This window comes from Streptomyces sp. NPDC006296 (assembly GCF_040613235.1).
In the GTDB taxonomy this organism is placed as follows: domain Bacteria; phylum Actinomycetota; class Actinomycetes; order Streptomycetales; family Streptomycetaceae; genus Streptomyces.
On record NZ_JBEXRT010000031.1, the window covers coordinates 1 to 20,542 of the forward strand.

The window sequence follows — 20,542 nt, forward strand, 5'->3', positions numbered from 1 at the left end:
GGCCGGGCGCGCGGGGGCTCCGCCGTGCGCGGGGGAGCGCGGCGCCGGGCGCTGCGCGCGATGCCGGCGGCCATCCGTAGACTGGCCCCGTGAGTGAGCCCCGCCCTTCAGACCGGCACGACGCGTCCGATCCCGACGACACCTTCGCGGAGATCGTCGACGAGGAGACCCAGCGCGATCCCGATTTGGCGGTGATCGAGGCCGGGAGCCGCACGCTGCGCACCCAGTCGGGGCCGCCGCAGGGCGAGGCGGTCCCGGACCGCCCCGCCGACCCCGAGACCGACCGGGCGCTGCGCGAGGTGGAGCAGGAGCTCGCCGGCCGCTGGGGCGAGACCAAGCTCGAACCCTCGGTGACCCGGATCGCGGCCCTGATGGACGTGCTGGGCGAGCCGCAGCGCGCCTACCCCTCGATCCACATCACGGGGACGAACGGCAAGACCAGCACGGCCCGCATGATCGAGGCCCTGCTGAACGCCCTCGACCTCCGCACCGGCCGCTACACCTCCCCGCACGTCCAGTCGATCACCGAGCGGATCAGCCTGGACGGCGCCCCGATCGCGGCCGAGCGCTTCGTCGAGACGTACGCGGACGTCAAGCCGTACGTCGAGATGGTCGACGCCCAGCAGCCCTACCGGCTCTCCTTCTTCGAGGTGCTCACCGGCATGGCGTACGCCGCCTTCGCCGACGCGCCGGTCGACGTCGCGGTCGTCGAGGTCGGCATGGGGGGCACCTGGGACGCGACGAACGTCATCGACGCCTCGGTCGCCGTCGTCACCCCCATCTCCCTGGACCACACCGACCGCCTCGGCACCACCCCGGCCGAGATCGCCGGTGAGAAGTCCGGCATCGTCAAGCAGGACGCGACGGTGATCCTGGCCCAGCAGCCGGTCGACGCCGCGCAGGTGATGCTGAAGAAGGCCGTCGAGGTGGACGCCACGGTCGCCCGCGAGGGCATGGAGTTCGGGATCGTCTCCCGCGAGGTCGCGGTCGGCGGCCAGCTGCTCACCCTGCGGGGCCTGGGCGGCGAGTACGACGACATCTTCCTGCCGCTCTACGGCGCGCACCAGGCGCACAACGCCGTGGTCGCGCTCGCCGCCGTCGAGGCGTTCTTCGGCATCGGCGCGGAGCAGGCCCGCAGCCTCGACGTGGAGACGGTCCGCACGGCCTTCCGGTCCGTCCTCTCGCCGGGCCGCCTGGAGGTCGTCCGCTCCAGCCCGACCGTCGTCCTGGACGCGGCGCACAACCCGGCCGGAGCGCTGGCCGCCTCCGAAGGGATCTCCGAGGCGTTCAGCTTCTCCCGGCTGATCGGGGTCGTGGGCGCGAGCGGCGACAAGGACGTCCGGGGGCTCCTGGAAGCCTTCGAGCCGATCTTCGCCGAGATCGTCGTCACCCAGAACTCCAGCCCGCGGGCGATGGACGTGGACGCGCTCGCCGCGGTCGCGGTCGAGGTCTTCGGCAACGAGCGCGTGCAGGTCGAGCCGCGCCTGGACGACGCCCTGGAGGCGGCGATCACCCTCGCCGAGGAAGAGGCCGAATACGCGGGCGCCGGAGTCCTGGTGACCGGTTCCGTGATCACGGTCGGCGAGGCCCGGCTGCTTCTGGGAAGGCGCTGACCTGTGCGTACGCTCTGTGCTTCGACACTGATCGGCGAGTTCTTCGTCATCGGCTTCGCCGGGCTGGTCGCGATGAAGTCCGACGGCATGTCCATGGGGACGGTCTGGACGGTCTGCGGCATCGGCATGCTGCTCTCCGTCCTGCTCTGCGGGGTCATCACCCGGCCCGGCGGGATCCAGCTCGGCTGGGTGCTCCAGATCCTGTTGGTGCTGAGCGGCTTCTTCGTCCCGATGATGTTCATCCTCGGGGTGGTCTTCGCCGCGCTGTGGTGGGCCTCGGTGCACTACGGCCGCAGGATCGACGAGGCGAAGGCGCGGTGGGCGGCGCAGGCCGAGGCGCAGGAGAGCGCGGAGGCTCCGGCCCGAGGATGACGCAGCGTGAGCCCGGTCGCAGGCCGGTCGCCGCAGCCCTGTAACCTCGCCCTCGACCCGCACCCGAAAGTCTCCAAGGAGCCGCACATGACGCAGCGCACCCTCGTCCTTCTCAAGCCCGACGCCGTCCGGCGCGGGCTGATCGGCGAGATCGTCGGCCGCATCGAACGCAAGGCGTGCTGGACGATCACCGCGCTGGAGCTGCGCACGCTCGACCAGGCGACCCTGGAGCAGCACTACGGTGAGCACAAGGGCCGTCCGTTCTACGAGCCGCTGGTCGAGTTCATGGCCTCCGGACCCGTCGTCGCTCTGGTGGCCGAAGGCGAGCGGGTGATCGAGGGCGTCCGTGCCCTGGCCGGTCCCACCGACCCGATCGCCGCCGCGCCCGGGTCCATCCGCGGTGACTTCGGCACGATCACCAGGGAGAACCTCATCCACGCCTCGGACTCCGAGGAGTCCGCGGAGCGAGAACTCAAGCTTTTCTTTCCCGGCCTTTCCTGACGTCGGCTCCCCCGATCAGCGCTCATGACCTGGGGCGACCGAAGTAATTCGGTCGCCTCCCGGTATGGGCGCCGATGTCGCGGGAACGCATCCCTTCGACGTAACGTCAGCATGGGTGGGACGGGCAGCCGTTCCGCCCGCCACGGCGAAGGACCCTCGCGCTGTGTCCGTGCGTACGGCACTACGATGGAAGCTTCCACGCCCACAGCGCCCACCTCGCCTACCAAAAACAAGCCATTCTTCGCTTCTTGGGAAGGCCCGACGCATCCTCATGGGGAACAAGGGGAACTCAATGTCGTTCATCGGCCGTGACATGGCTATCGACCTCGGGACTGCCAACACGCTGGTGTACGTCAGGGGGCGCGGCATCGTTCTGAACGAGCCGTCCGTCGTGGCCATCAACACCAACACCGGCGGAATCCTGGCGGTCGGCGCCGAGGCAAAGAAGATGATCGGCCGCACACCGGGCAACATCGTCGCCGTGCGGCCCCTGAAGGACGGCGTGATCGCCGACTTCGAGATCACGGAGCGCATGCTCCGCTACTTCATCCTGAAGATCCACAAGCGCCGCTACCTGGCCCGCCCGCGGGTCGTCGTCTGTGTGCCCTCCGGCATCACAGGGGTCGAGCGGCGCGCCGTCATCGAGGCGTCGACGCAGGCGGGCGCGCGTCAGGTGCACATCATCGAGGAGCCCATGGCCGCGGCCATCGGCTCCGGCCTGCCCGTCCACGAGGCCACCGGCAACATGGTCGTCGACATCGGTGGCGGCACCACCGAGGTCGCCGTGATCTCGCTCGGCGGCATCGTGACGGCCCAGTCGATCCGGGTCGCCGGTGACGAACTGGACAACGCGATCATCCAGCACATCAAGAAGGAGTACTCCCTCCTCCTCGGTGAGCGCACCGCCGAACAGATCAAGATCACGATCGGTTCCGCGTACGAGATGGACAAGGACGAGCACACCGAGATCCGCGGCCGCGACCTGGTCTCGGGCCTGCCCAAGACCGTGGTCATCTCCGCGACCGAGGTCCGCAAGGCCATCGAGGAGCCGGTCAACGCGATCGTCGACGCCGTGAAGACGACGCTCGACAAGTGCCCGCCGGAGCTCTCGGGCGACGTGATGGACCGCGGCATCGTCCTCACCGGCGGCGGCGCGCTCCTGCGCGGGCTCGACGAGCGGCTGCGCCACGAGACCGGCATGCCGATCCACATCGCCGAGGACCCGCTGGACTCGGTGGCCCTCGGATCCGGCAAGTGCGTCGAGGAGTTCGAGGCGCTCCAGCAGGTGCTGGACGCCCAGCCGCGACGGTAGGACACGATGTTCCGCCGTACGGGCACTGCCGTCCCGTACGGCGGAACGTTGGTATACAGGCACGAACATTCCGACGAGGAAGGCACGGCCGCCGCACGTGAGGGACACACGAGAGAGCCGGCTGCTCCTGGTGCTGCTGATCGCCATCGCATTCGCCTTGATCACGGTGGATATCCGCGGTGGCGAGGCGTCACCGGTGGACGGAGCCCGGCAGGCCGCCGCCACGGTCTTCGGACCGGTCGAGAACGGCGTGGCGGCAGCGGTCGATCCGGTGGGCAACGCCATCGGCGCCGTACGGGACTCCGGTGACCGGCACGACCGGATCGCCGCCCTGGAGCACGAGAACGCCGCACTGAAGACCAAGCTCGGCAGCGACGACCGCAACACCAGCAAGGTCCGTCAGCTCGACACCATGCTGAAGAGCGCCGGGGCCGGCCAGTACGGCATCAAGGCCGCCCAGGTCATCGCCATAGGAGCGGCCCAGGGCTTCTCCTGGACCATCACCATCGACGCCGGGGCCGACGACGGCCTCCAGCGCGACATGACCGTACTGAACGGCGAGGGGCTCGTCGGCCGGGTCACCACCGTCGGGCCGAACACCGCGACCGTCCTGCTGGCCAACGACCCCGACTTCACCGTGGGCACCCGGCTGGAGAAGACCGACGAGCTCGGCTTCGCCACCGGACAGGGGGCCCGGCCGCTCTCGGTCCAGTTCCTCAACGGCAAGGCCGAGGTGAAGAAGGGCGACCGGCTGGTCACCTTCGGCTCCAGCAAGGACAAGCCCTTCGTCCCGGGCGTGCCCGTCGGCGAGGTCGTCCGGGTCGACCCCTCGGGCGGCGACCTGACCCGGACGGTCTCCGTCCGGCCGTTCGTCGGCTTCACCAAGCTCGACATCGTGGGCATCGTCGTCCAGGCGCCCCGCGCGGACCCCCGCGACATGGTCCTCCCGGCCCAGCCCAAGAAGCCGGCGAAGCCCAAGCCCACCCCGACGGTCACCGTCACCGTCCAGCCGAACGGCGACCTCGTCGACGGCAGCGGGAAGGTGGTCGGGAACGTCAACGAGACCCCCGGTGCCGCCGCCTCCCCGGGTGCTTCCCCGAACGCCACCGGCAACGCCGATCCGGCCGCCGACGGCGCGGCGAACGAGCAGGAATAGAGCTGATCCCCATGCGTATCAACCGGACGCTGCTCTCCGCCGCCCTGGTCGTGGTCGCCCTCGTCATCCAGGTGTCCGTCCTCGCCCGCCTCCAGCTCCCCGGCGCCACCCCCGACCTGCTGCTCCTCGTCGTCCTCGGACTCGCCTTCGTGTACGGGCCGGTCAGCGGCGCCCTGATCGGCTTCTGCGCGGGCCTCCTCGCCGACCTGGCACCGCCCGCCGACCACGCGGCCGGGCGCTACGCCCTGGTCCTCTGCGTCATCGGCTACGTCGCCGGCATGGCACGCCCCGAGACCGGCCAGCTGAAGTCGGCCTTCACCCCGATGGCCTTCGTCGTCGCCGCCGCGCTCGGCTCGACCCTGCTGTACGCCGGTGTCGGCTCCCTGGTCGGCGACACGGCCGCCCGCCACGTGGGCCTGGGCGGCCTGCTGCTGAGCGCCGTCGTGTACGACCTGCTCCTCGCGCCGTTCACCGTCCCGCTGATCATGGCGCTCGCCAGACGTACCGAGAACGACCCGGTCGCCGACAGTTCCGGCAGCGGCGACGTCGCCGCCGGCTGGCTGGCCTCCGGTACCGGGCTGCGGATCGGCAGCCAGCGCGGCGGCATGCGGCTGCGGGCCGCCCGGGGCCGCGCCGCACGTGCAGGAAGGATCAAGGGGGTCAAGCGACTGTGAGCTCGTACCGGCACCGGCCGGCCACCGGGGGCGTCCGCCCCGGTGTCCCCGGCCGTCCCACCACCACCGGGGGCGCCCCGTGAGCAACATTCCGGAGACGGGCCGGACCCCGAGGGTCCAGATCCGTCTCGTCGTCATCCAGGTCCTCGTCTTCTCCCTGCTCCTGACGCTCGGCGGCCGGCTCTGGTACCTCCAGATCCGCAACGGCCAGGAGTACACCGACGAGGCGAAGAACAACCACGTCCAGCAGGTCGTGCAGCCCGCCGTCCGCGGCGCGATCCTCGACGCGCGCGGTGTGCCGCTCGCGGACAACGAGACACGCCTCGTCGTCTCCGCGAGCCGCACCGAGCTGATGAAGATGAAGGACGACGGCGTCGGCGTCCTCACCCGGCTCGCCGGAGTCCTGGACATGAAGCCCAGGGACGTCCTGGACAAGGTCCGGCTCTGCGACGCCAAGACCCCGCAGCCCTGCTGGAACGGCTCGCCCTACCAGCCGATCCCGGTCACCGACGAGGCCACCACCCAGCAGGCCCTCACGATCCGCGAGCGTGCCGAGGACTTCCCCGGCATCACCGCCGAGCCCACCGCCGTGCGCCGCTACGCCGCCCCCGGCAAGGCCAACACCGCGCAGGTCCTCGGCTACCTCTCGCCCGTCACCGACGACGAGGTCACCCAGGCCCAGGACACCGACTCGCCCTACCTCCGCTCCGACCAGGTCGGCCGCTCCGGACTGGAGCGCACGTACGACAAGGAACTGCGCGGCAAGGCCGGCGTCACCCGCTACGAGGTCGACAACCTCGGCCGCGTCATCGGCCAGGCGCAGAACGACGAGGCCGAGGCCGGCGCCAGCGTGGTCACCTCCATCGACGCACGGGTCCAGGCCGTCGCCGAGTACGAGCTGAACAAGGCCATGGAGATCGCCCGCACCGAGATGGACCGCAACACCAACGAGCTCTACAAGGCCGACTCCGGGGCCGTCGTCGTCATGGAGTCCAAGACCGGCCGCATCGTGTCCATGGCGTCCCTGCCGACGTACGACCCCAACGCCTGGATCGGCGGCATCTCCGCCAAGGACTACGCCAAGCTGACCGGCAAGAAGTCCAACTTCCCGCTGCTCAACCGGGCCATCCAGGGCACGGCGGCCCCCGGGTCGATCTTCAAGGTCGTCTCCTCGACCGCCGCGGTCAACGCCGGATACGCCTTCGACGGCAACTACCCCTGCCCCAGCTCGTACTCCATCGGCGGCCAGACCTTCAAGAACTTCGAGTCCCAGGGCTACGGCAGCATCAGCATCGGCCGCGCCCTGGAGGTCTCCTGCGACACCGTCTACTACAGCCTGGCGCACCAGGAGTGGCAGAAGGACGGCGGCAACAAGCCGAAGAAGAGCCCCTCCGACTGGTTCTACAAGACGGCCCACCAGTTCGGCCTGGGCAAGGAGACCGGCATCGACCTCCCCAACGAGGTCGCCGGCCGCGTCCCCGACCGCCAGTGGAAGCAGAGCTTCTACGACGCCAACAAGGCGTCCTGGTGCAAGCAGGGCAAGAAGGACGGCACGTACGTCGAGAAGATCGCGTACGAAGGCTGCGTCGAGGGCAACAAGATGCGTGCCGGTGACTCCGTCAACTACTCCATCGGGCAGGGCGACACGCTCGTCACCCCGATCCAGATGGCGACCATCTACGCCGCGATCTCCAACGGCGGCACCCTGTACGACCCGACCGTCGGCAAGGCGATCATCAGCGGCGACGGCAGAACCGTCCAGGAGATCGCCCCCCAGGCCCACGGCAAGCTCCCCTTCAAGGGAGACACCCGCGACGAGATAGACGAAGCCCTCGCGGGAGTCGCGACCCGGGGCAGCGCCGCCTGGCGGTTCGGCGGATGGCCCCAGGACAAGATCCCGATGCACGCCAAGACGGGAACGGCCGAGGTCTACGGCAAGCAGACGACCTCATGGTTCGCCACGTACACCAAGGACTACTCGATCGTCATGACGATCTCCCAGGGTGGTACGGGCTCCGGCGCCTCCGGCCCCGCCGTGCGCAACATCTACAACGCGCTCTACGGGCTCGACGCCTCCGGCAAGCAGGACCTCAAGAAGGCGCTGCTGCCCAAGCCCCAGAAGGCCCTGCCCAAGATCAAGCCGGACGGCCAGATCGAGTCCCCGAAGATCCGGCCGTACACCCCCGCGCCCGCGGACGACGGCACCCAGGCACTCGCGGGCGCCCTGCCCGTGGCCGTCGGGAGGCGTGACTGATGGCCGGGTTCTCCGTCCCCCGCTACGGCCCCGAGGACCGCTCCCTCTGGGCCAAGCTCACCGCCCGCGACTCCGTCGTGCGGCGGCTGGACTGGCCCCTGCTGGGATCGTCCCTGGCGCTGTCCTTCGTCGGCTCGCTGCTCGTCTGGTCGGCGACCCGGGGCCGGGACTCCCTCACGCACGGCGATCCGTACTTCTTCCTCTTCCGGCACGCCCTGAACACCGGGATCGGCCTCGCGCTGATGATCGGCACCATCTGGCTCGGGCACCGCACGCTGAGGGGAGCGGTGCCGGTCCTCTACGGACTGTCGGTCCTGCTCGTCCTGCTGGTCCTGACCCCGCTGGGCGCCACCGTCAACGGCGCGCACGCCTGGATCCTCCTTCCCGGCGGTTTCTCCCTCCAGCCCTCCGAGTTCACCAAGATCACGATCATCCTGGGCATGGCGATGCTGCTCGCCGCCCGGGTCGACGCGGGCGACCAGCTGCACCCTGACCACCGGACCGTCGGCAAGGCCCTCGGCCTGGCACTCGTCCCGATGGCCGTGGTCATGCTGATGCCCGACCTCGGTTCGGTCATGGTCATGGCCGTCATCGTGCTCGGTGTGCTCCTCGCCTCGGGCGCGTCCAACCGCTGGGTCTTCGGACTCCTCGGCGCGGGCGCGGCCGGCGCGGTGGCCGTCTGGCAGCTCGGCGTCCTCGACGACTACCAGATCGCCCGCTTCGCGGCCTTCGCCAACCCGGCACTCGACCCGGCCGGCGTCGGCTACAACACCAACCAGGCCCGCATCGCCATCGGTTCCGGCGGCCTCACCGGCACCGGGCTCTTCAACGGATCGCAGACGACCGGGCAGTTCGTCCCCGAGCAGCAGACCGACTTCGTCTTCACCGTCGCGGGCGAGGAGCTCGGCTTCCTCGGCGCCGGGCTGATCATCTTCCTGCTCGGCGTCGTCCTGTGGCGGGCCTGCCGCATCGCCCGCGGGACGACCGAGCTGTACGGCACGGTCGTGGCGGCCGGCATCATCGCCTGGTTCGCCTTCCAGTCCTTCGAGAACATCGGCATGACCCTCGGCATCATGCCGGTGGCCGGCCTGCCCCTGCCGTTCGTGTCCTACGGAGGCTCGTCGATGTTCGCCGTGTGGGTGGCGATCGGGCTGCTCCAGTCGATCAAGGTGCAACGGCCGATGTCGGCCTGAGCGGCGCGCACCACCCTGCCGAACCCCGGACATCACGGATAGATTCGCCCCATGGCGGACTCGAAGCGTGAGGTCGGGCGGAAGTACCGAGCGACGCCCGGGACCCGGCTGCCGGACCTGACCCGTGCGGCCGGGGTCTCGGCCGTCGTCCACCGGGGCCCGGCCGAGCTCGACGCCGTCTACTACGACACCGAGGATCTCCGGCTCGCCGCGGACTCCCTCACGCTTCGGCGCAGGACCGGCGGGGACGACGCCGGATGGCACCTCGAGATCCCCGTCTCCGCCGGCGTCCGCGACGAGATCCGGGCCCCGCTCGCCGACACCCTGCCCCCCGTGCTCGGCGCCCTGCTCCGCTCCCGGGTGCGCCGCGCCGCGGTGCACCCCGTCGTCCGCATCCGCTCCACCCGGGACGTCCACCACCTCCTCGACGGCGAAGGCGCCCTGCTGGCCGAGCTCAGCGTCGACGAGGTCCGCGCCGAGCGCCTCACCGAGGACGGGCGGGGTGCCACCGCGACGTGGACCGAGATCGAGGTCGAACTGGCCGACGGCGTCGACCCCGCCCTCCTGGACGCCGTCGGGCGACGGCTGCGCAAGGCCGGGATCCGCCCGGAAGCCGCACCCTCCGAGCCGGCCAGGGCCCTGGCCGGGACCGCCCCGCCCGGACCAGGGCGCCGGCCCACGGACGAGGCTCCCGTCCCCGCCACCGCCGGCTCCTGCGTGCTCGCGTACGTACGCCGCCAGGTCACCGCACTCGTCGCGCTCGACCCCGCCGTGCGCCGTGAACTGCCCGACGGCGTCCACCGCATGCGGGTCGCCACCCGCCGGCTGCGCAGCGTCCTGCGGACGTACCGCGCGGTGCTCGACCGGGCCGCCACCGACCCGCTCCGCGAGGAGCTCGCATGGCTCGCCGGCGAGCTGGGCGTGGACCGCGACCGGGAGGTCCTCGACGCCCGGCTCGGCTCCCGCCTCGCCGCGCTCCCGCCCCGCCTGGTGCTGGGCCCCGTGGAGGCCCGGCTGCGGCTCGGCTCCGCGGCCGGGCGCACCGCCTCCCGGCGGCGGGTCCTCGCCGCGCTCGACTCCGGGCGTCATCTCGACCTGCTGGACGCGCTGGACGCCCTCCTCGCCGACCCGCCGCTGCGCCCCGCGGCCGGGCGGGCCCCTCGGGAGGTCCTGCCCCGCGCCGTCCTCGCGGACTACGAACGCCTCGCCGGCCGCGTCACCCACGCCCTGGACCGGCCGGCCGGCCCGGAGCGCGACGTGGCCGTGCACGAGGCGCGCAAGGCCGCCAAGCGCGTCCGCTACGCCGCCGAGGCCGCGGAGCCCGCTCTGGGCCGGCCGGCCGCGCGGTTCGCCGGGCGGATGAAGTCCCTGCAGTCGCTCCTCGGCGACCACCAGGACAGCGTCGTCGCCCGGGACGCCCTGCTCGCCCTCGCCGTCCAGGCGCACGACGCGGGGGAGTCCGCCTTCACCTGGGGCGTCCTCCACGGCCGGGAGGAGGCGGCGGCCGACGCACGCGAACGCGAGCTGCCCGGGGTCTGGGCGCGGGCGTCGCGCCCGGGACTCCGCGCGGCGCTGGAAGGCTGAGCACCGGGTTACGCTTGGTGGTCACCCCTGCCAGCTACGAAGGTCCTCAGATGTCTGCCGAGTCGGTCTTCCCACAGCTCGAAGCTCTGCTCCCGCATGTGCAGAAGCCCATTCAGTACGTCGGCGGTGAGCTGAACTCCACCGTCAAACCGTGGGACGCGTGCGACGTCCGCTGGGCACTCATGTACCCGGACGCCTACGAGGTCGGACTCCCCAACCAGGGCGTCATGATCCTGTACGAGGTGCTCAACGAACGCGAGGGCGTTCTCGCCGAGCGCACGTACAGCGTGTGGCCGGACCTCGAGGAGCTGATGCGCGAGCACGCGGTGCCGCAGTTCACCGTGGACAGCCACCGCCCCGTCGGCGCCTTCGACGTGTTCGGCCTCAGCTTCTCCACCGAGCTGGGCTACACCAACATGCTCACGGCCCTGGACCTCGCGGGCATCCCGCTGGAGTCCAAGGACCGCACCGTCGACCACCCGATCGTGCTGGCGGGCGGCCACGCCGCGTTCAACCCCGAGCCGATCGCGGACTTCATCGACTGCGCCGTCATCGGCGACGGCGAGCAGGCCGTGCTGGAGATCACCGAGATCGTCCGCGCCTGGAAGGCGGAGGGCCGTCCCGGCGGCCGTGAGGAGGTGCTGTTCCGCCTCGCGAGGACGGGCGGCGTCTACGTCCCCGGCTTCTACGACGTCGAGTACCTCCCCGACGGCCGCATCGGCCGCGTCGTGCCCAAGAAGTCCGGTGTGCCGTGGCGGGTGTCCAAGCACACCGTGATGGACCTCGACGAGTGGCCGTACCCGAAGCAGCCGCTCGTCCCCCTCGCCGAGACCGTCCACGAGCGGATGTCCGTGGAGATCTTCCGCGGCTGCACCCGCGGCTGCCGGTTCTGCCAGGCCGGCATGATCACGCGCCCCGTGCGGGAGCGGAGCATCACCGGCATCGGCGAGATGGTGGACAAGGGGCTCAAGGCCACCGGTTTCGAGGAGGTCGGCCTCCTGTCGCTCTCCTCCGCGGACCACAGCGAGATCGGTGACATCGCCAAGGGCCTCGCCGACCGCTACACGGACGACAAGATCGGGCTCTCGCTGCCCTCCACCCGTGTCGACGCCTTCAACGTGGACCTGGCCAACGAGCTGACGCGCAACGGCCGCAGGTCCGGCCTCACCTTCGCCCCCGAGGGCGGCTCCGAGCGCATGCGCAAGGTCATCAACAAGATGGTCTCGGAGGAGGACCTGATCCGCACGGTCTCCACCGCCTACGGCAACGGCTGGCGCCAGGTGAAGCTGTACTTCATGTGCGGCCTGCCCACCGAGACCGACGAGGACGTCCTCCAGATCGGCGACATGGCGGTCAACGTGATCGCCAAGGGCCGTGAGGTCTCCGGGCAGAACGACATCCGCTGCACCGTCTCCATCGGCGGCTTCGTGCCCAAGCCCCACACGCCCTTCCAGTGGGCCCCGCAGCTCAGCGCCGAGGACACCGACGCCCGGCTGAAGAAGCTCCGGGACAAGATCCGCGACGACAAGAAGTACGGCCGCTCCATCGGCTTCCGCTACCACGACGGCAAGCCCGGCATCGTCGAGGGACTGCTCTCCCGCGGCGACCGCCGCGTGGGCGCCGTCATCCGCGAGGTGTACGAGTCCGGCGGCCGCTTCGACGGCTGGCGCGAGCACTTCAGCTACGACCTCTGGATGAGGAGCGCCGAGAAGACGCTCCCCGGCTTCGGCGTGGACGTCGACTGGTACACCACCCGCGAGCGGACCTACGAGGAGGTCCTGCCCTGGGACCACCTGGACTCCGGCCTCGACAAGGACTGGCTCTGGGAGGACTGGCAGGACTCGCTCGACGAGACCGAGGTCGAGGACTGCCGCTGGACCCCCTGCTTCGACTGCGGCGTGTGCCCGCAGCTCGACCTGGACATCCAGATCGGCCCCACCGGCAAGAAGCTCCTGCCGCTGACCGTCGTCAAGTAGGACCCCGCCGCCCTCCGCGGGGCGGCAGCCGGTGACGGACGCCCGGCCCGGGAGACCCCGGGCCGGGCGTCCGTGTCTTTCCGGGTCCTTCCGGCCCGGACCGCCCGCCGCACCCGGCCGGAGCGCCGCAGGTCACCGAGGCGGGGAAACGCGGAGGGTCGGCTGCGCGTACGCTGGGTAGGACAAGGACTGTCCCCTGCGCGGCGCCCGCGCCCGAGATCTCCCCGCCCGTCGGCAACCGCCGGGCGGGGGTGAGCCGGAGCGGCACCCCGGGGCACCCCGTACTTCGTGGGCGGCACGCCGACGCGGCCGCCCCGCACCGAGGAGAAGAACCACTGGGCAAGCGACAGCCCGAAGGCCCGCCGCCCGCACCGGCGGTGCAGCGCATCCGACTGCGCTACACCAAGCGGGGCCGCCTCCGGTTCACCAGTCACCGAGACTTCCAGCGTGCCTTCGAGCGGGCGCTGCGCCGCTCCGAGGTGCCCATGGCCTACTCGGCGGGTTTCACCCCGCACCCGAAGGTGTCGTACGCCAACGCCGCCCCCACGGGCACCGGCAGTGAGGCCGAGTTCCTGGAGATCGCCCTCACCGAGGCGCGGGATCCGGCGACCCTCCGCGCACTCCTGGACGCGTCGATGCCGGACGGCCTCGACGTGATCGACGCTGTGGAGGCCCGCACCTCCGGCCTCGCCGACCGGCTCACCGCCTCCGTGTGGGAGATGCGGCTGGACGGGGTCGGCGCCGAGGAGGCGGAGAAGGCCGTCGCCGCCTTCATGGGCGCCGAGGCCGTCGAGGTCCAGCGCCGCGCCAAGAACGGCGTGCGGACCTTCGACGCCCGCGCGGCCGTCGTCGACCTCAGGGCGCTCGATCCACAGCCTGATAGGTCCGGGGACAGGCCCTGTGCGATACTGCGGCTGGTAGTGCGGCACGTGACACCTGCCGTGCGACCCGACGACGTCCTGTCCGGTCTCCGAGCCGTGGCCGACCTCACGCCGCCGGTCCCCGCAGCGGTGACCAGGCTGGCGCAGGGGCCCTTCGACGAAGAGCCCGGCACGGTGACCGACCCGCTCGCGCCCGACCGCGAGGCAGCCCCGGCCGTGGACACAGCCGATCCGGCAGCCGCCGCGGCGGCGCCGGAAGGTGCAGGTTCCGCGTAAGGCGGTCGTCGTAGCGCAGCCCTCGGACTCGGGAGCCACCTGGGTCGGGCCGCGCACCGCCCCATAAGACTTTCGCCAGGCCGTGCGCAGCACGTACGGAACCGGCGAGCCAGACATCAGCTCCCGTGCGGCGCCCGCGCCCCGGACGGCGGTATCGCGCACATCACGCGAATCGCGCCGGACCGGAACCAGGCGCGGCGCCCGGGAGCGCGACGGGAGAACCGCCCGCATGCACGAGCAGAACGAATCCGGTACCACCGGAAACTCCGCGAACGCGGAAGACAACAACGCACCCGGGGACAAGCTGCCGCCGCGCCGCAGGCGCCGCGCCGCCTCCCGCCCCGCCGGTCCGCCGTCGGGCGCGCCGGGTGCGGCCGCCACCGAGGACGTCACGCCGGCCGCGCCGGCCGCCGCCGAGGACATCGCCGAGCCCGCGGCCGAGGCCGCGCCGCCCGCGCGTCCCCGCCGCCGTGCGGTCCGCAAGGCCACCGCTCCGGCGGGTGCGCCGCAGGCCGCCGAGGTCGTGGAATCGGTCGCCGAGACCGCCCCCGCCGAGGAGGAGCCCGCGCGGACCACCGAGCCCGCGGAGACCGCCGAGGCCGCGCCGCCCGCGCGTGCGCGCCGTCGTGCGGTCCGCAAGGCGACCGCTCCGGCGGGTGCGCCGCAGGCCGCCGAGGTCGTGGAGCCGGTCGCCGAGACCGCCCCCGCCGAGGAGGAGGCCGAGGAGACCGAGGAGCCCACCGAGGCCGCCGTCGTGGAGGCCCCGGTCGAGGAGGCCCCGCGCGGTCGCCGCCGCGCCACCCGGAAGGCCACCTCTCCCGCGGGCGCGCCGCAGCAGGCCGAGGCCGTCGCGCAGGACACCGCGGTCACCGAGCCCGTGAAGGCACCCGAGCCCGCCGCGGATGCCGCCGCCGAACCCGTGGCCGCCGCCCCCCGGGGCCGCAGCCGCCGCCGTGCGTCGGCCCCTGCCGGTGCGCCCCAGGGCGCGGAGACCGCCGAGGCCCCGGCGGCGACGGCCGCCGAGCCCGTCCCCGCCGAGCAGTCCGACCGCGCCGAGGAGTCGGCCGAGGCCGCACCGCCGGCCCGGGGCCGCCGTCGCGCGTCCCGCAAGGCGACCGCGCCCGCCGGTTCCCCGCAGTCCACCGAGGAGGCGGCGGCCGAGCAGGCCGAGAGCCTTCCCGCCGCCGTCGCCGAGGAGCTGGCCACCGAGACCGAGCAGGTCGAGGAGGCCGCGCCGCGAGGCCGCCAGCGCCGTCGGGCCACCGCCGCCGCGGGCCGCCCCGAGTTCACCGGCAAGGCCGAGGAGCCGGCCCGCAGGAGCCGTCGCGCGACGCGCCCCGCCGTGGCCGTGTTCCAGGCCCCGGTCTTCGCCGAGCCGATGTTCCAGACCCCGGAGTCCGCGGCCGCCGCGGCGGCCGCCACCCCCGCGCACGACGAGCGCGAGGAGGCCGAGGAGCAGAGGACCCCGGACCGCGCGCCGCGCAGGGCCGAGGCCGTGCAGACCGGTGAGTCCGCCCCCGCCGAGTCCGAGTCCGCCCCCCAGGGCGGTTCGCGCCGCCGTCGGCGCCGCCGTGGCGAGGCCGTCGAGACCGAGCCCGCCGCCACCCCGGTCACGCTTCCGGCCGAGCCGGCCGCCGACACCGCCGAGGAAGGCCAGGAGTCCGAGACGGACGCCGAGCACGAGGGCGACGACACGGACGAGTACGGGGACCGGCCCTCGCGCCGCCGCCGCCGTGGAGGCCGTCGCCGCCGTCGCGGCGAGGCCAACGACGCGGACGACGAGCAGCAGCGCGAGGACAGCGCCGCGGACCACTCCGACGAGGAGCCGCAGCAGGCGCACGACGACGACGAGGACGACGAGCACGAGTCCTCCTCCGGATCCAGCAGCAGCCGTCGCCGCCGTCGCCGTCGCCGCCGCAGCGGGGACGCCTCCGGCGAGGACACGGCCTCGGGCACCGACGACCCGGAGCGCACGGTCGTCAAGGTCCGCGAGCCGCGCAAGAAGGACGCCGAGCGCGAGCCCGGCACCGGATTCGACGAGGTCCAGTCCATCAAGGGCTCGACCCGTATGGAGGCCAAGAAGCAGCGCCGCCGCGAGGGGCGTGAGCAGGGCCGCCGTCGCGTCCCGATCATCACCGAGGCCGAGTTCCTGGCCCGTCGCGAGGCCGTCGAGCGCGTCATGGTCGTACGCCAGAGCGGCGAGCGCACCCAGATCGGCGTCCTCGAGGACAACGTGCTCGTCGAGCACTACGTCAACAAGGAGCAGGCCACCAGCTACGTCGGCAACGTCTACCTGGGCAAGGTGCAGAACGTACTGCCGTCCATGGAGGCCGCGTTCGTCGACATCGGCAAGGGCCGCAACGCCGTCCTGTACGCGGGCGAGGTCAACTTCGAGGCGCTCGGCATGGCCCACGGGCCGCGCCGCATCGAGACCGCGCTGAAGTCCGGCCAGTCCGTCCTCGTCCAGGTGACGAAGGACCCGATCGGCCACAAGGGCGCCCGCCTGACCAGCCAGGTCTCGCTGCCCGGCCGCTACCTGGTCTACGTGCCCGAGGGCTCCATGACCGGCATCAGCCGCAAGCTGCCCGACACCGAGCGGTCCCGGCTGAAGACCATCCTCAAGAAGATCGTCCCCGAGGACGCGGGCGTCATCGTGCGCACCGCCGCCGAGGGCGCGAGCGAGGACGAGCTGCGCCGTGACGTCGAGCGGCTGCAGCAGCAGTGGGAGGAGATCCGGAAGAAGGCGAAGAACACCAGCAGCTCCAACGCGCCCACGCTGCTGTACGGCGAGCCGGACATGACCGTCCGGGTCGTCCGGGACATCTTCAACGAGGACTTCTCGAAGGTCATCGTCAGCGGTGACGACGCCTGGGAGACCATCCACGGCTACGTCTCGCACGTGGCACCGGACCTGACGGACCGTCTCTCGCGCTGGACCTCCGAGGTCGACGTCTTCGCGACGTACCGCATCGACGAGCAGCTGATGAAGGCGCTGGACCGCAAGGTCTACCTGCCCAGCGGCGGCTCGCTGGTGATCGACAAGACCGAGGCGATGGTGGTCGTCGACGTCAACACCGGCAAGTTCACCGGCCAGGGCGGCAACCTCGAGGAGACCGTCACCAAGAACAACCTGGAGGCGGCCGAGGAGATCGTGCGCCAGCTGCGGCTGCGCGACCTCGGCGGCATCGTCGTCGTCGACTTCATCGACATGGTGCTGGAGTCCAACCGGGACCTGGTCCTGCGCCGGCTCCTGGAGTGCCTGGGGCGCGACCGCACGAAGCACCAGGTCGCCGAGGTCACCTCGCTGGGCCTGGTCCAGATGACCCGCAAGCGGGTGGGCCAGGGGCTGCTGGAGTCGTTCTCCGAGACCTGCGTGCACTGCAACGGGCGCGGTGTCATCGTCCACATGGAGCAGCCCACCGCGTCCGGCGGGGGCGGCGGCAAGCGGTCCAAGAAGCGCGGCCGCGGCGCCGGGCACGAGCACGAGCACGGCCAGGAGCACCCGCACGCCGAGCAGCCGGCCGAGGCGGAGACCGAGGCCGAGGTGGCCGCCGAGGTCGCCGCCCCGGTGGCCCTGCCCGAGCCGGAGTTCGTCGCCGACGAGGAGCTGTACAGCAGCCCGGCCGAGGCCGAGGCGGCCGCCTCCCGCGGCCGTGGCCGCCGGCGCGCGACCCGCAAGGCCACGGCTCCGGCCGGTGCGCCCGCCCCGGCGGCCGAGACCGCCCCGGCGGCCGAGACCGCCCCCGCGGCCCCGGTGGCCGAGGAGAAGCCGCAGCCCGAGCCGGCCGCCGAGGCGGCACCCCCGGCCCGTGCGCGGCGCAGGGCGACCCGCAAGGCGACCGCCCCGGCGGGCTCGCCCAAGCAGGCCGACGTGACGCCCCCGGTGCAGCCGGCCGAGCCCGCGGCGGAGCCCGTCGCGGTCGAGGACCCGGTCGCCCCGGCTCCCGCCACCCCGGCGCCCGCTCCCGCCGAGGCGCCGGAGGCCGCGTCCGAGGCGCCGGAGGCCGCGGAGGAGTCCGCTGCCGCCGCGCCGCCGCGTGCCCGCCGCCGGGTGACCCGCAAGGTCACTGCTCCGGCCGGCTCGCCCACCGGAGCCGAGGAGGCGGCGGCCGTGGTCGTCGCCGGTTCCGACACGCCCGGGACCGACGGTCCCGACGCGGCGGACGAGGAGGCCCCGGTCAAGAAGGCCGCGGCGCGCAAGACGGCGAAGAAGGCCACGGCCAAGAAGGCGGCCACCAAGAAGACCGCCGCCAAGACGGTCGCGAAGAAGACCGCCGCGAAGAAGACGACGAAGAAGGCGGCGGCCAAGAAGACCGTCGCCGCCGAGCAGACGTCGCCTTCCGCGGCCGCGTCCGCGCGCACGGGGGAGAGCGAGTGAGCGAACCCCTCATGACCGCGTGACGCTCGTCCGCACGCACGTGTCCCGCTCCCGGATCCCGGGGGCGGGACACGTGCGTTGTGGCCCTCCGCCCGGGCACCGCCCGCTCATTCCTGCGACTGATATGTCTGATGTGTCATCATTCGATGCATTCGTAAGGTAGCAAGGCGAGGGGCGCGCGAACGGCGCACCCCTCAAGGAGGGCGTCGATGACGAGCACCGATCAGCAGGCCGTTCCCGCAGCCAGTCCCGTCATCGGAGAGGCCGAGATCGAGGCCGTGGTCCGCGTGATGCGCAGCGGCCGGGTCGTGCAGGGCCCCGAAGTCGCCGCCTTCGAGGAGGACTTCTCCGGACTGGTCGGCGGACGGCACTGCGTCGCGGTCAACTCCGGCACCTCCGCCCTGCACCTGCTCCTGCTCGCCCTGGGCATCGGCAGGGGCGACGAGGTGATCGTCCCCTCCTTCTCCTTCGCGGCGTCCGCGAACGCGGTACGCCTGACCGGCGCCGAGGCCGTGTTCGCCGACATCGAGCCGGGGAGCTTCGGCCTCGACCCGGCGGCGGTGGAGGCCGCGATCACCCCGCGCACCGCCGCGGTCATGCCGGTGCACCTCTACGGCCATCCGGCGGCGATGGACCGGCTGACACGGATCGCGGCCGCGCACCGGCTCGCCGTCGTCGAGGACGCCTGCCAGGCGCACGGCGCCGCCCTGGACGGCACCCCGGTCGGGGCGTTCGGCGCGGGCGGTGCCTTCAGCTTCTACCCGACCAAGAACATGCACGCCCTGGAGGGCGGCATGGTCACCACGGGCGACGCCGGACTGGCCCGCACCCTGCGCCTGCTGCGGAACCAGGGCATGGAACAGCGATACGCCAACGAGATCATCGGCGCCAACATGCGGATGACCGACGTCTCCGCCGCCGTCGGCCGCGTCCAGCTCGGCAGGCTCGGCGCATGGACCGAGCGGCGCAGGGCCAACGCGGCCCGGCTGGACGCGGCCATCACCGCCCCCGGGGTCGTGACCCCGCCGGTCGCCGAGGGCGCCCGGCACGTCTACCACCAGTACACGGTGCGCGTCCCGGGCGGCCGGGACGCCGCGAGGGCCGCACTCACCGAGGCGGGCATCGGCCACGCGGTCTACTACCCGACGCCGATCCACCGCCTGAAGCCCTACCGGGAGCCGGACCGGAAGGCGGGCCGCTGCTGGGCCCTCCCGGAGACCGAACGGGCCGCCGCCGAGGTCCTCTCCCTGCCCGTGCACCCGTCCCTGACACCGGGGGAGCTCGACCGCGTGGCCGCCGCCGTCAACGCCCTGGAGGTAACCCTGTGAACGCCGGACTGCGGGCCGGACTGATCGGCCTCGGCTCCATGGGCCGCCACCACGCCCGCGTCCTCGTCGCGCTGGAGGGCGTCACGCTGGTCGGTGTCGTCGACCCGCTGGGGGACAAGAACGGCTGGGCCCAGGGCGCTCCCGTCCTGACCGACCTGGAGGACCTCCTGGCCCTGGGCATCGACTACGCCGTCGTCGCCTGCCCGACCGGCCTGCACGAGGAGGTCGGCCTGAGACTCGCCGAGGCCGGGGTCGGCGTGCTCGTCGAGAAGCCGCTCGCGGACTCCGTCGAGGGCGCCCTGCGCCTCGTCGACGCCTTCGAGTCACGGAACCTGCCGGCGGGCGTCGGCCACATCGAACGGTGCAACCCCGCCCTGCGCTCGCTCCGCAGCCGCCTGGCGACCGGCGAACTCGGCGACGTCTACCAGGTGGTGACCCGGCGCCAGGGCCCCTACCCGCACCGCGTCGCCGACGTCGGCGTGATCAAGGACCTGGCGACCCACGACATCGACCTGACGGCCTGGATGACCGGCCGGAGCTACGTGTCCATCGCGGCCCACACCGTGTCGAAGTCGGGCCGGCCCTACGAGGACATGGTCAGCGCGGTGGGCCGGCTCTCCGACGGGACCATGGTCAACCACCTGGTCAACTGGCTGAGCCCGCTCAAGGAACGGTTCACCTCGGTCACCGGCGAGCGGGGCTGCCTCGTCGCCGACACCCTGACCGCCGACCTGACCTTCTACTCGAACGCCTCCGTCGCCACCGAGTGGGAGACCCTGCGGGCGTTCCGCGGCGTCTCGGAGGGCGACATGATCCGCTACGCGATCCCCAAGCGCGAACCCCTGCTCGTCGAGCACGAACTCTTCCGGGACGCCGTCCAGGGCCTCCCGTCCGACATCTGCACACTGCGGCAGGGACTGCGCACCGTGGAGGTCGCCGCCTCCCTGCTCGACTCGGCCCGCAGCGGCCGCACCGTGGTCTTCGAGGCGGAGGAGGCGGTGTCCCGTGGAGCCTGAACGTCCGGTCACCGGCCCCCGGCGCGGG

14 protein-coding genes are annotated in these 20,542 nt (G+C 72.5%); all 14 read left to right on the top strand.

Going from position 1 to position 20,542, the window contains the following annotated elements; all coding sequences use genetic code 11:
* Window positions 1-89 precede the first annotated feature (89 nt).
* The 14 genes from ABZ172_RS21245 (at window position 90) to ABZ172_RS21310 (ending at window position 20,514) form a co-directional block, all read left to right on the top strand.
* A complete protein-coding gene (locus ABZ172_RS21245; RefSeq protein WP_356885306.1) occupies window positions 90-1,613 on the top strand; it encodes a folylpolyglutamate synthase/dihydrofolate synthase family protein in 1,524 nt (507 codons plus the stop codon).
* A 3-nt stretch (window positions 1,614-1,616) separates the two neighbouring features.
* Window positions 1,617-1,985: a DUF4233 domain-containing protein gene (locus ABZ172_RS21250; protein WP_356885307.1), complete on the top strand. Its 369-nt coding sequence runs from the start codon at window positions 1,617-1,619 to the stop codon at window positions 1,983-1,985.
* Window positions 1,986-2,072: 87 nt separating this feature from the next.
* Entirely contained in the window at window positions 2,073-2,486 is a 414-nt protein-coding gene (gene ndk / locus ABZ172_RS21255) for a nucleoside-diphosphate kinase (RefSeq protein ID WP_356885308.1), read from the top strand.
* 292 nt (window positions 2,487-2,778) lie between these two features.
* The gene (locus ABZ172_RS21260; protein ID WP_356885309.1) at window positions 2,779-3,798 is read left to right on the top strand and encodes a rod shape-determining protein; all 1,020 of its coding nucleotides are present in this window, start codon (window positions 2,779-2,781) and stop codon (window positions 3,796-3,798) included.
* 97 nt (window positions 3,799-3,895) lie between these two features.
* Window positions 3,896-4,954: a rod shape-determining protein MreC gene (gene mreC / locus ABZ172_RS21265; protein WP_356885310.1), complete on the top strand. Its 1,059-nt coding sequence runs from the start codon at window positions 3,896-3,898 to the stop codon at window positions 4,952-4,954.
* A gap of 11 nt (window positions 4,955-4,965) precedes the next feature.
* Window positions 4,966-5,628: a rod shape-determining protein MreD gene (mreD, locus tag ABZ172_RS21270; RefSeq protein WP_356885311.1), complete on the top strand. Its 663-nt coding sequence runs from the start codon at window positions 4,966-4,968 to the stop codon at window positions 5,626-5,628.
* 79 nt (window positions 5,629-5,707) lie between these two features.
* The gene (gene mrdA, locus ABZ172_RS21275; protein ID WP_356885312.1) at window positions 5,708-7,882 is read left to right on the top strand and encodes a penicillin-binding protein 2; all 2,175 of its coding nucleotides are present in this window, start codon (window positions 5,708-5,710) and stop codon (window positions 7,880-7,882) included.
* The gene (gene rodA, locus ABZ172_RS21280; protein WP_356885313.1) at window positions 7,882-9,075 is read left to right on the top strand and encodes a rod shape-determining protein RodA; all 1,194 of its coding nucleotides are present in this window, start codon (window positions 7,882-7,884) and stop codon (window positions 9,073-9,075) included. The genes mrdA and rodA overlap by 1 nt, the downstream gene beginning before the upstream one ends.
* A gap of 51 nt (window positions 9,076-9,126) precedes the next feature.
* Window positions 9,127-10,659 carry a CYTH and CHAD domain-containing protein gene (locus ABZ172_RS21285; RefSeq protein WP_356885314.1) on the top strand — a complete coding sequence of 511 codons (1,533 nt, stop codon included), beginning with the start codon at window positions 9,127-9,129 and terminating at the stop codon, window positions 10,657-10,659.
* Window positions 10,660-10,709: 50 nt separating this feature from the next.
* Window positions 10,710-12,635, top strand: a complete 1,926-nt coding sequence (locus tag ABZ172_RS21290) for a TIGR03960 family B12-binding radical SAM protein (protein ID WP_356885315.1) — start codon at window positions 10,710-10,712, stop codon at window positions 12,633-12,635.
* Window positions 12,636-13,012: 377 nt separating this feature from the next.
* Window positions 13,013-13,792, top strand: coding sequence for a TIGR03936 family radical SAM-associated protein (locus ABZ172_RS21295; protein ID WP_356885316.1), 780 nt, complete (start codon window positions 13,013-13,015; stop codon window positions 13,790-13,792).
* 229 nt (window positions 13,793-14,021) lie between these two features.
* Window positions 14,022-18,170 (top strand): Rne/Rng family ribonuclease, encoded by a 4,149-nt coding sequence (locus ABZ172_RS21300; RefSeq protein WP_356885317.1) that lies wholly within the window; start codon window positions 14,022-14,024, stop codon window positions 18,168-18,170.
* 209 nt (window positions 18,171-18,379) lie between these two features.
* Window positions 18,380-19,498 carry a DegT/DnrJ/EryC1/StrS family aminotransferase gene (locus tag ABZ172_RS21305; protein WP_356885318.1) on the top strand — a complete coding sequence of 373 codons (1,119 nt, stop codon included), beginning with the start codon at window positions 18,380-18,382 and terminating at the stop codon, window positions 19,496-19,498.
* Entirely contained in the window at window positions 19,495-20,514 is a 1,020-nt protein-coding gene (locus tag ABZ172_RS21310; RefSeq protein WP_356885319.1) for a Gfo/Idh/MocA family oxidoreductase, read from the top strand. The genes ABZ172_RS21305 and ABZ172_RS21310 overlap by 4 nt, the downstream gene beginning before the upstream one ends.
* Window positions 20,515-20,542: the final 28 nt, after the last annotated feature.

Excerpts from the sequence above, each read along its gene's own strand:
- ABZ172_RS21305 (WP_356885318.1), top strand. The coding sequence starts at position 18,380 with ATGACGAGCACCGATCAGCAGGCCGTTCCCGCAGCCAGTCCCGTCATC.
- rodA (WP_356885313.1), top strand. The coding sequence starts at position 7,882 with ATGGCCGGGTTCTCCGTCCCCCGCTACGGCCCCGAGGACCGCTCCCTC.
- mreD (WP_356885311.1), top strand. The coding sequence starts at position 4,966 with ATGCGTATCAACCGGACGCTGCTCTCCGCCGCCCTGGTCGTGGTCGCC.
- ndk (WP_356885308.1), top strand. The coding sequence starts at position 2,073 with ATGACGCAGCGCACCCTCGTCCTTCTCAAGCCCGACGCCGTCCGGCGC.
- ABZ172_RS21260 (WP_356885309.1), top strand. The coding sequence starts at position 2,779 with ATGTCGTTCATCGGCCGTGACATGGCTATCGACCTCGGGACTGCCAAC.
- ABZ172_RS21285 (WP_356885314.1), top strand. The coding sequence starts at position 9,127 with ATGGCGGACTCGAAGCGTGAGGTCGGGCGGAAGTACCGAGCGACGCCC.
- ABZ172_RS21300 (WP_356885317.1), top strand. The coding sequence starts at position 14,022 with ATGCACGAGCAGAACGAATCCGGTACCACCGGAAACTCCGCGAACGCG.
- ABZ172_RS21290 (WP_356885315.1), top strand. The coding sequence starts at position 10,710 with ATGTCTGCCGAGTCGGTCTTCCCACAGCTCGAAGCTCTGCTCCCGCAT.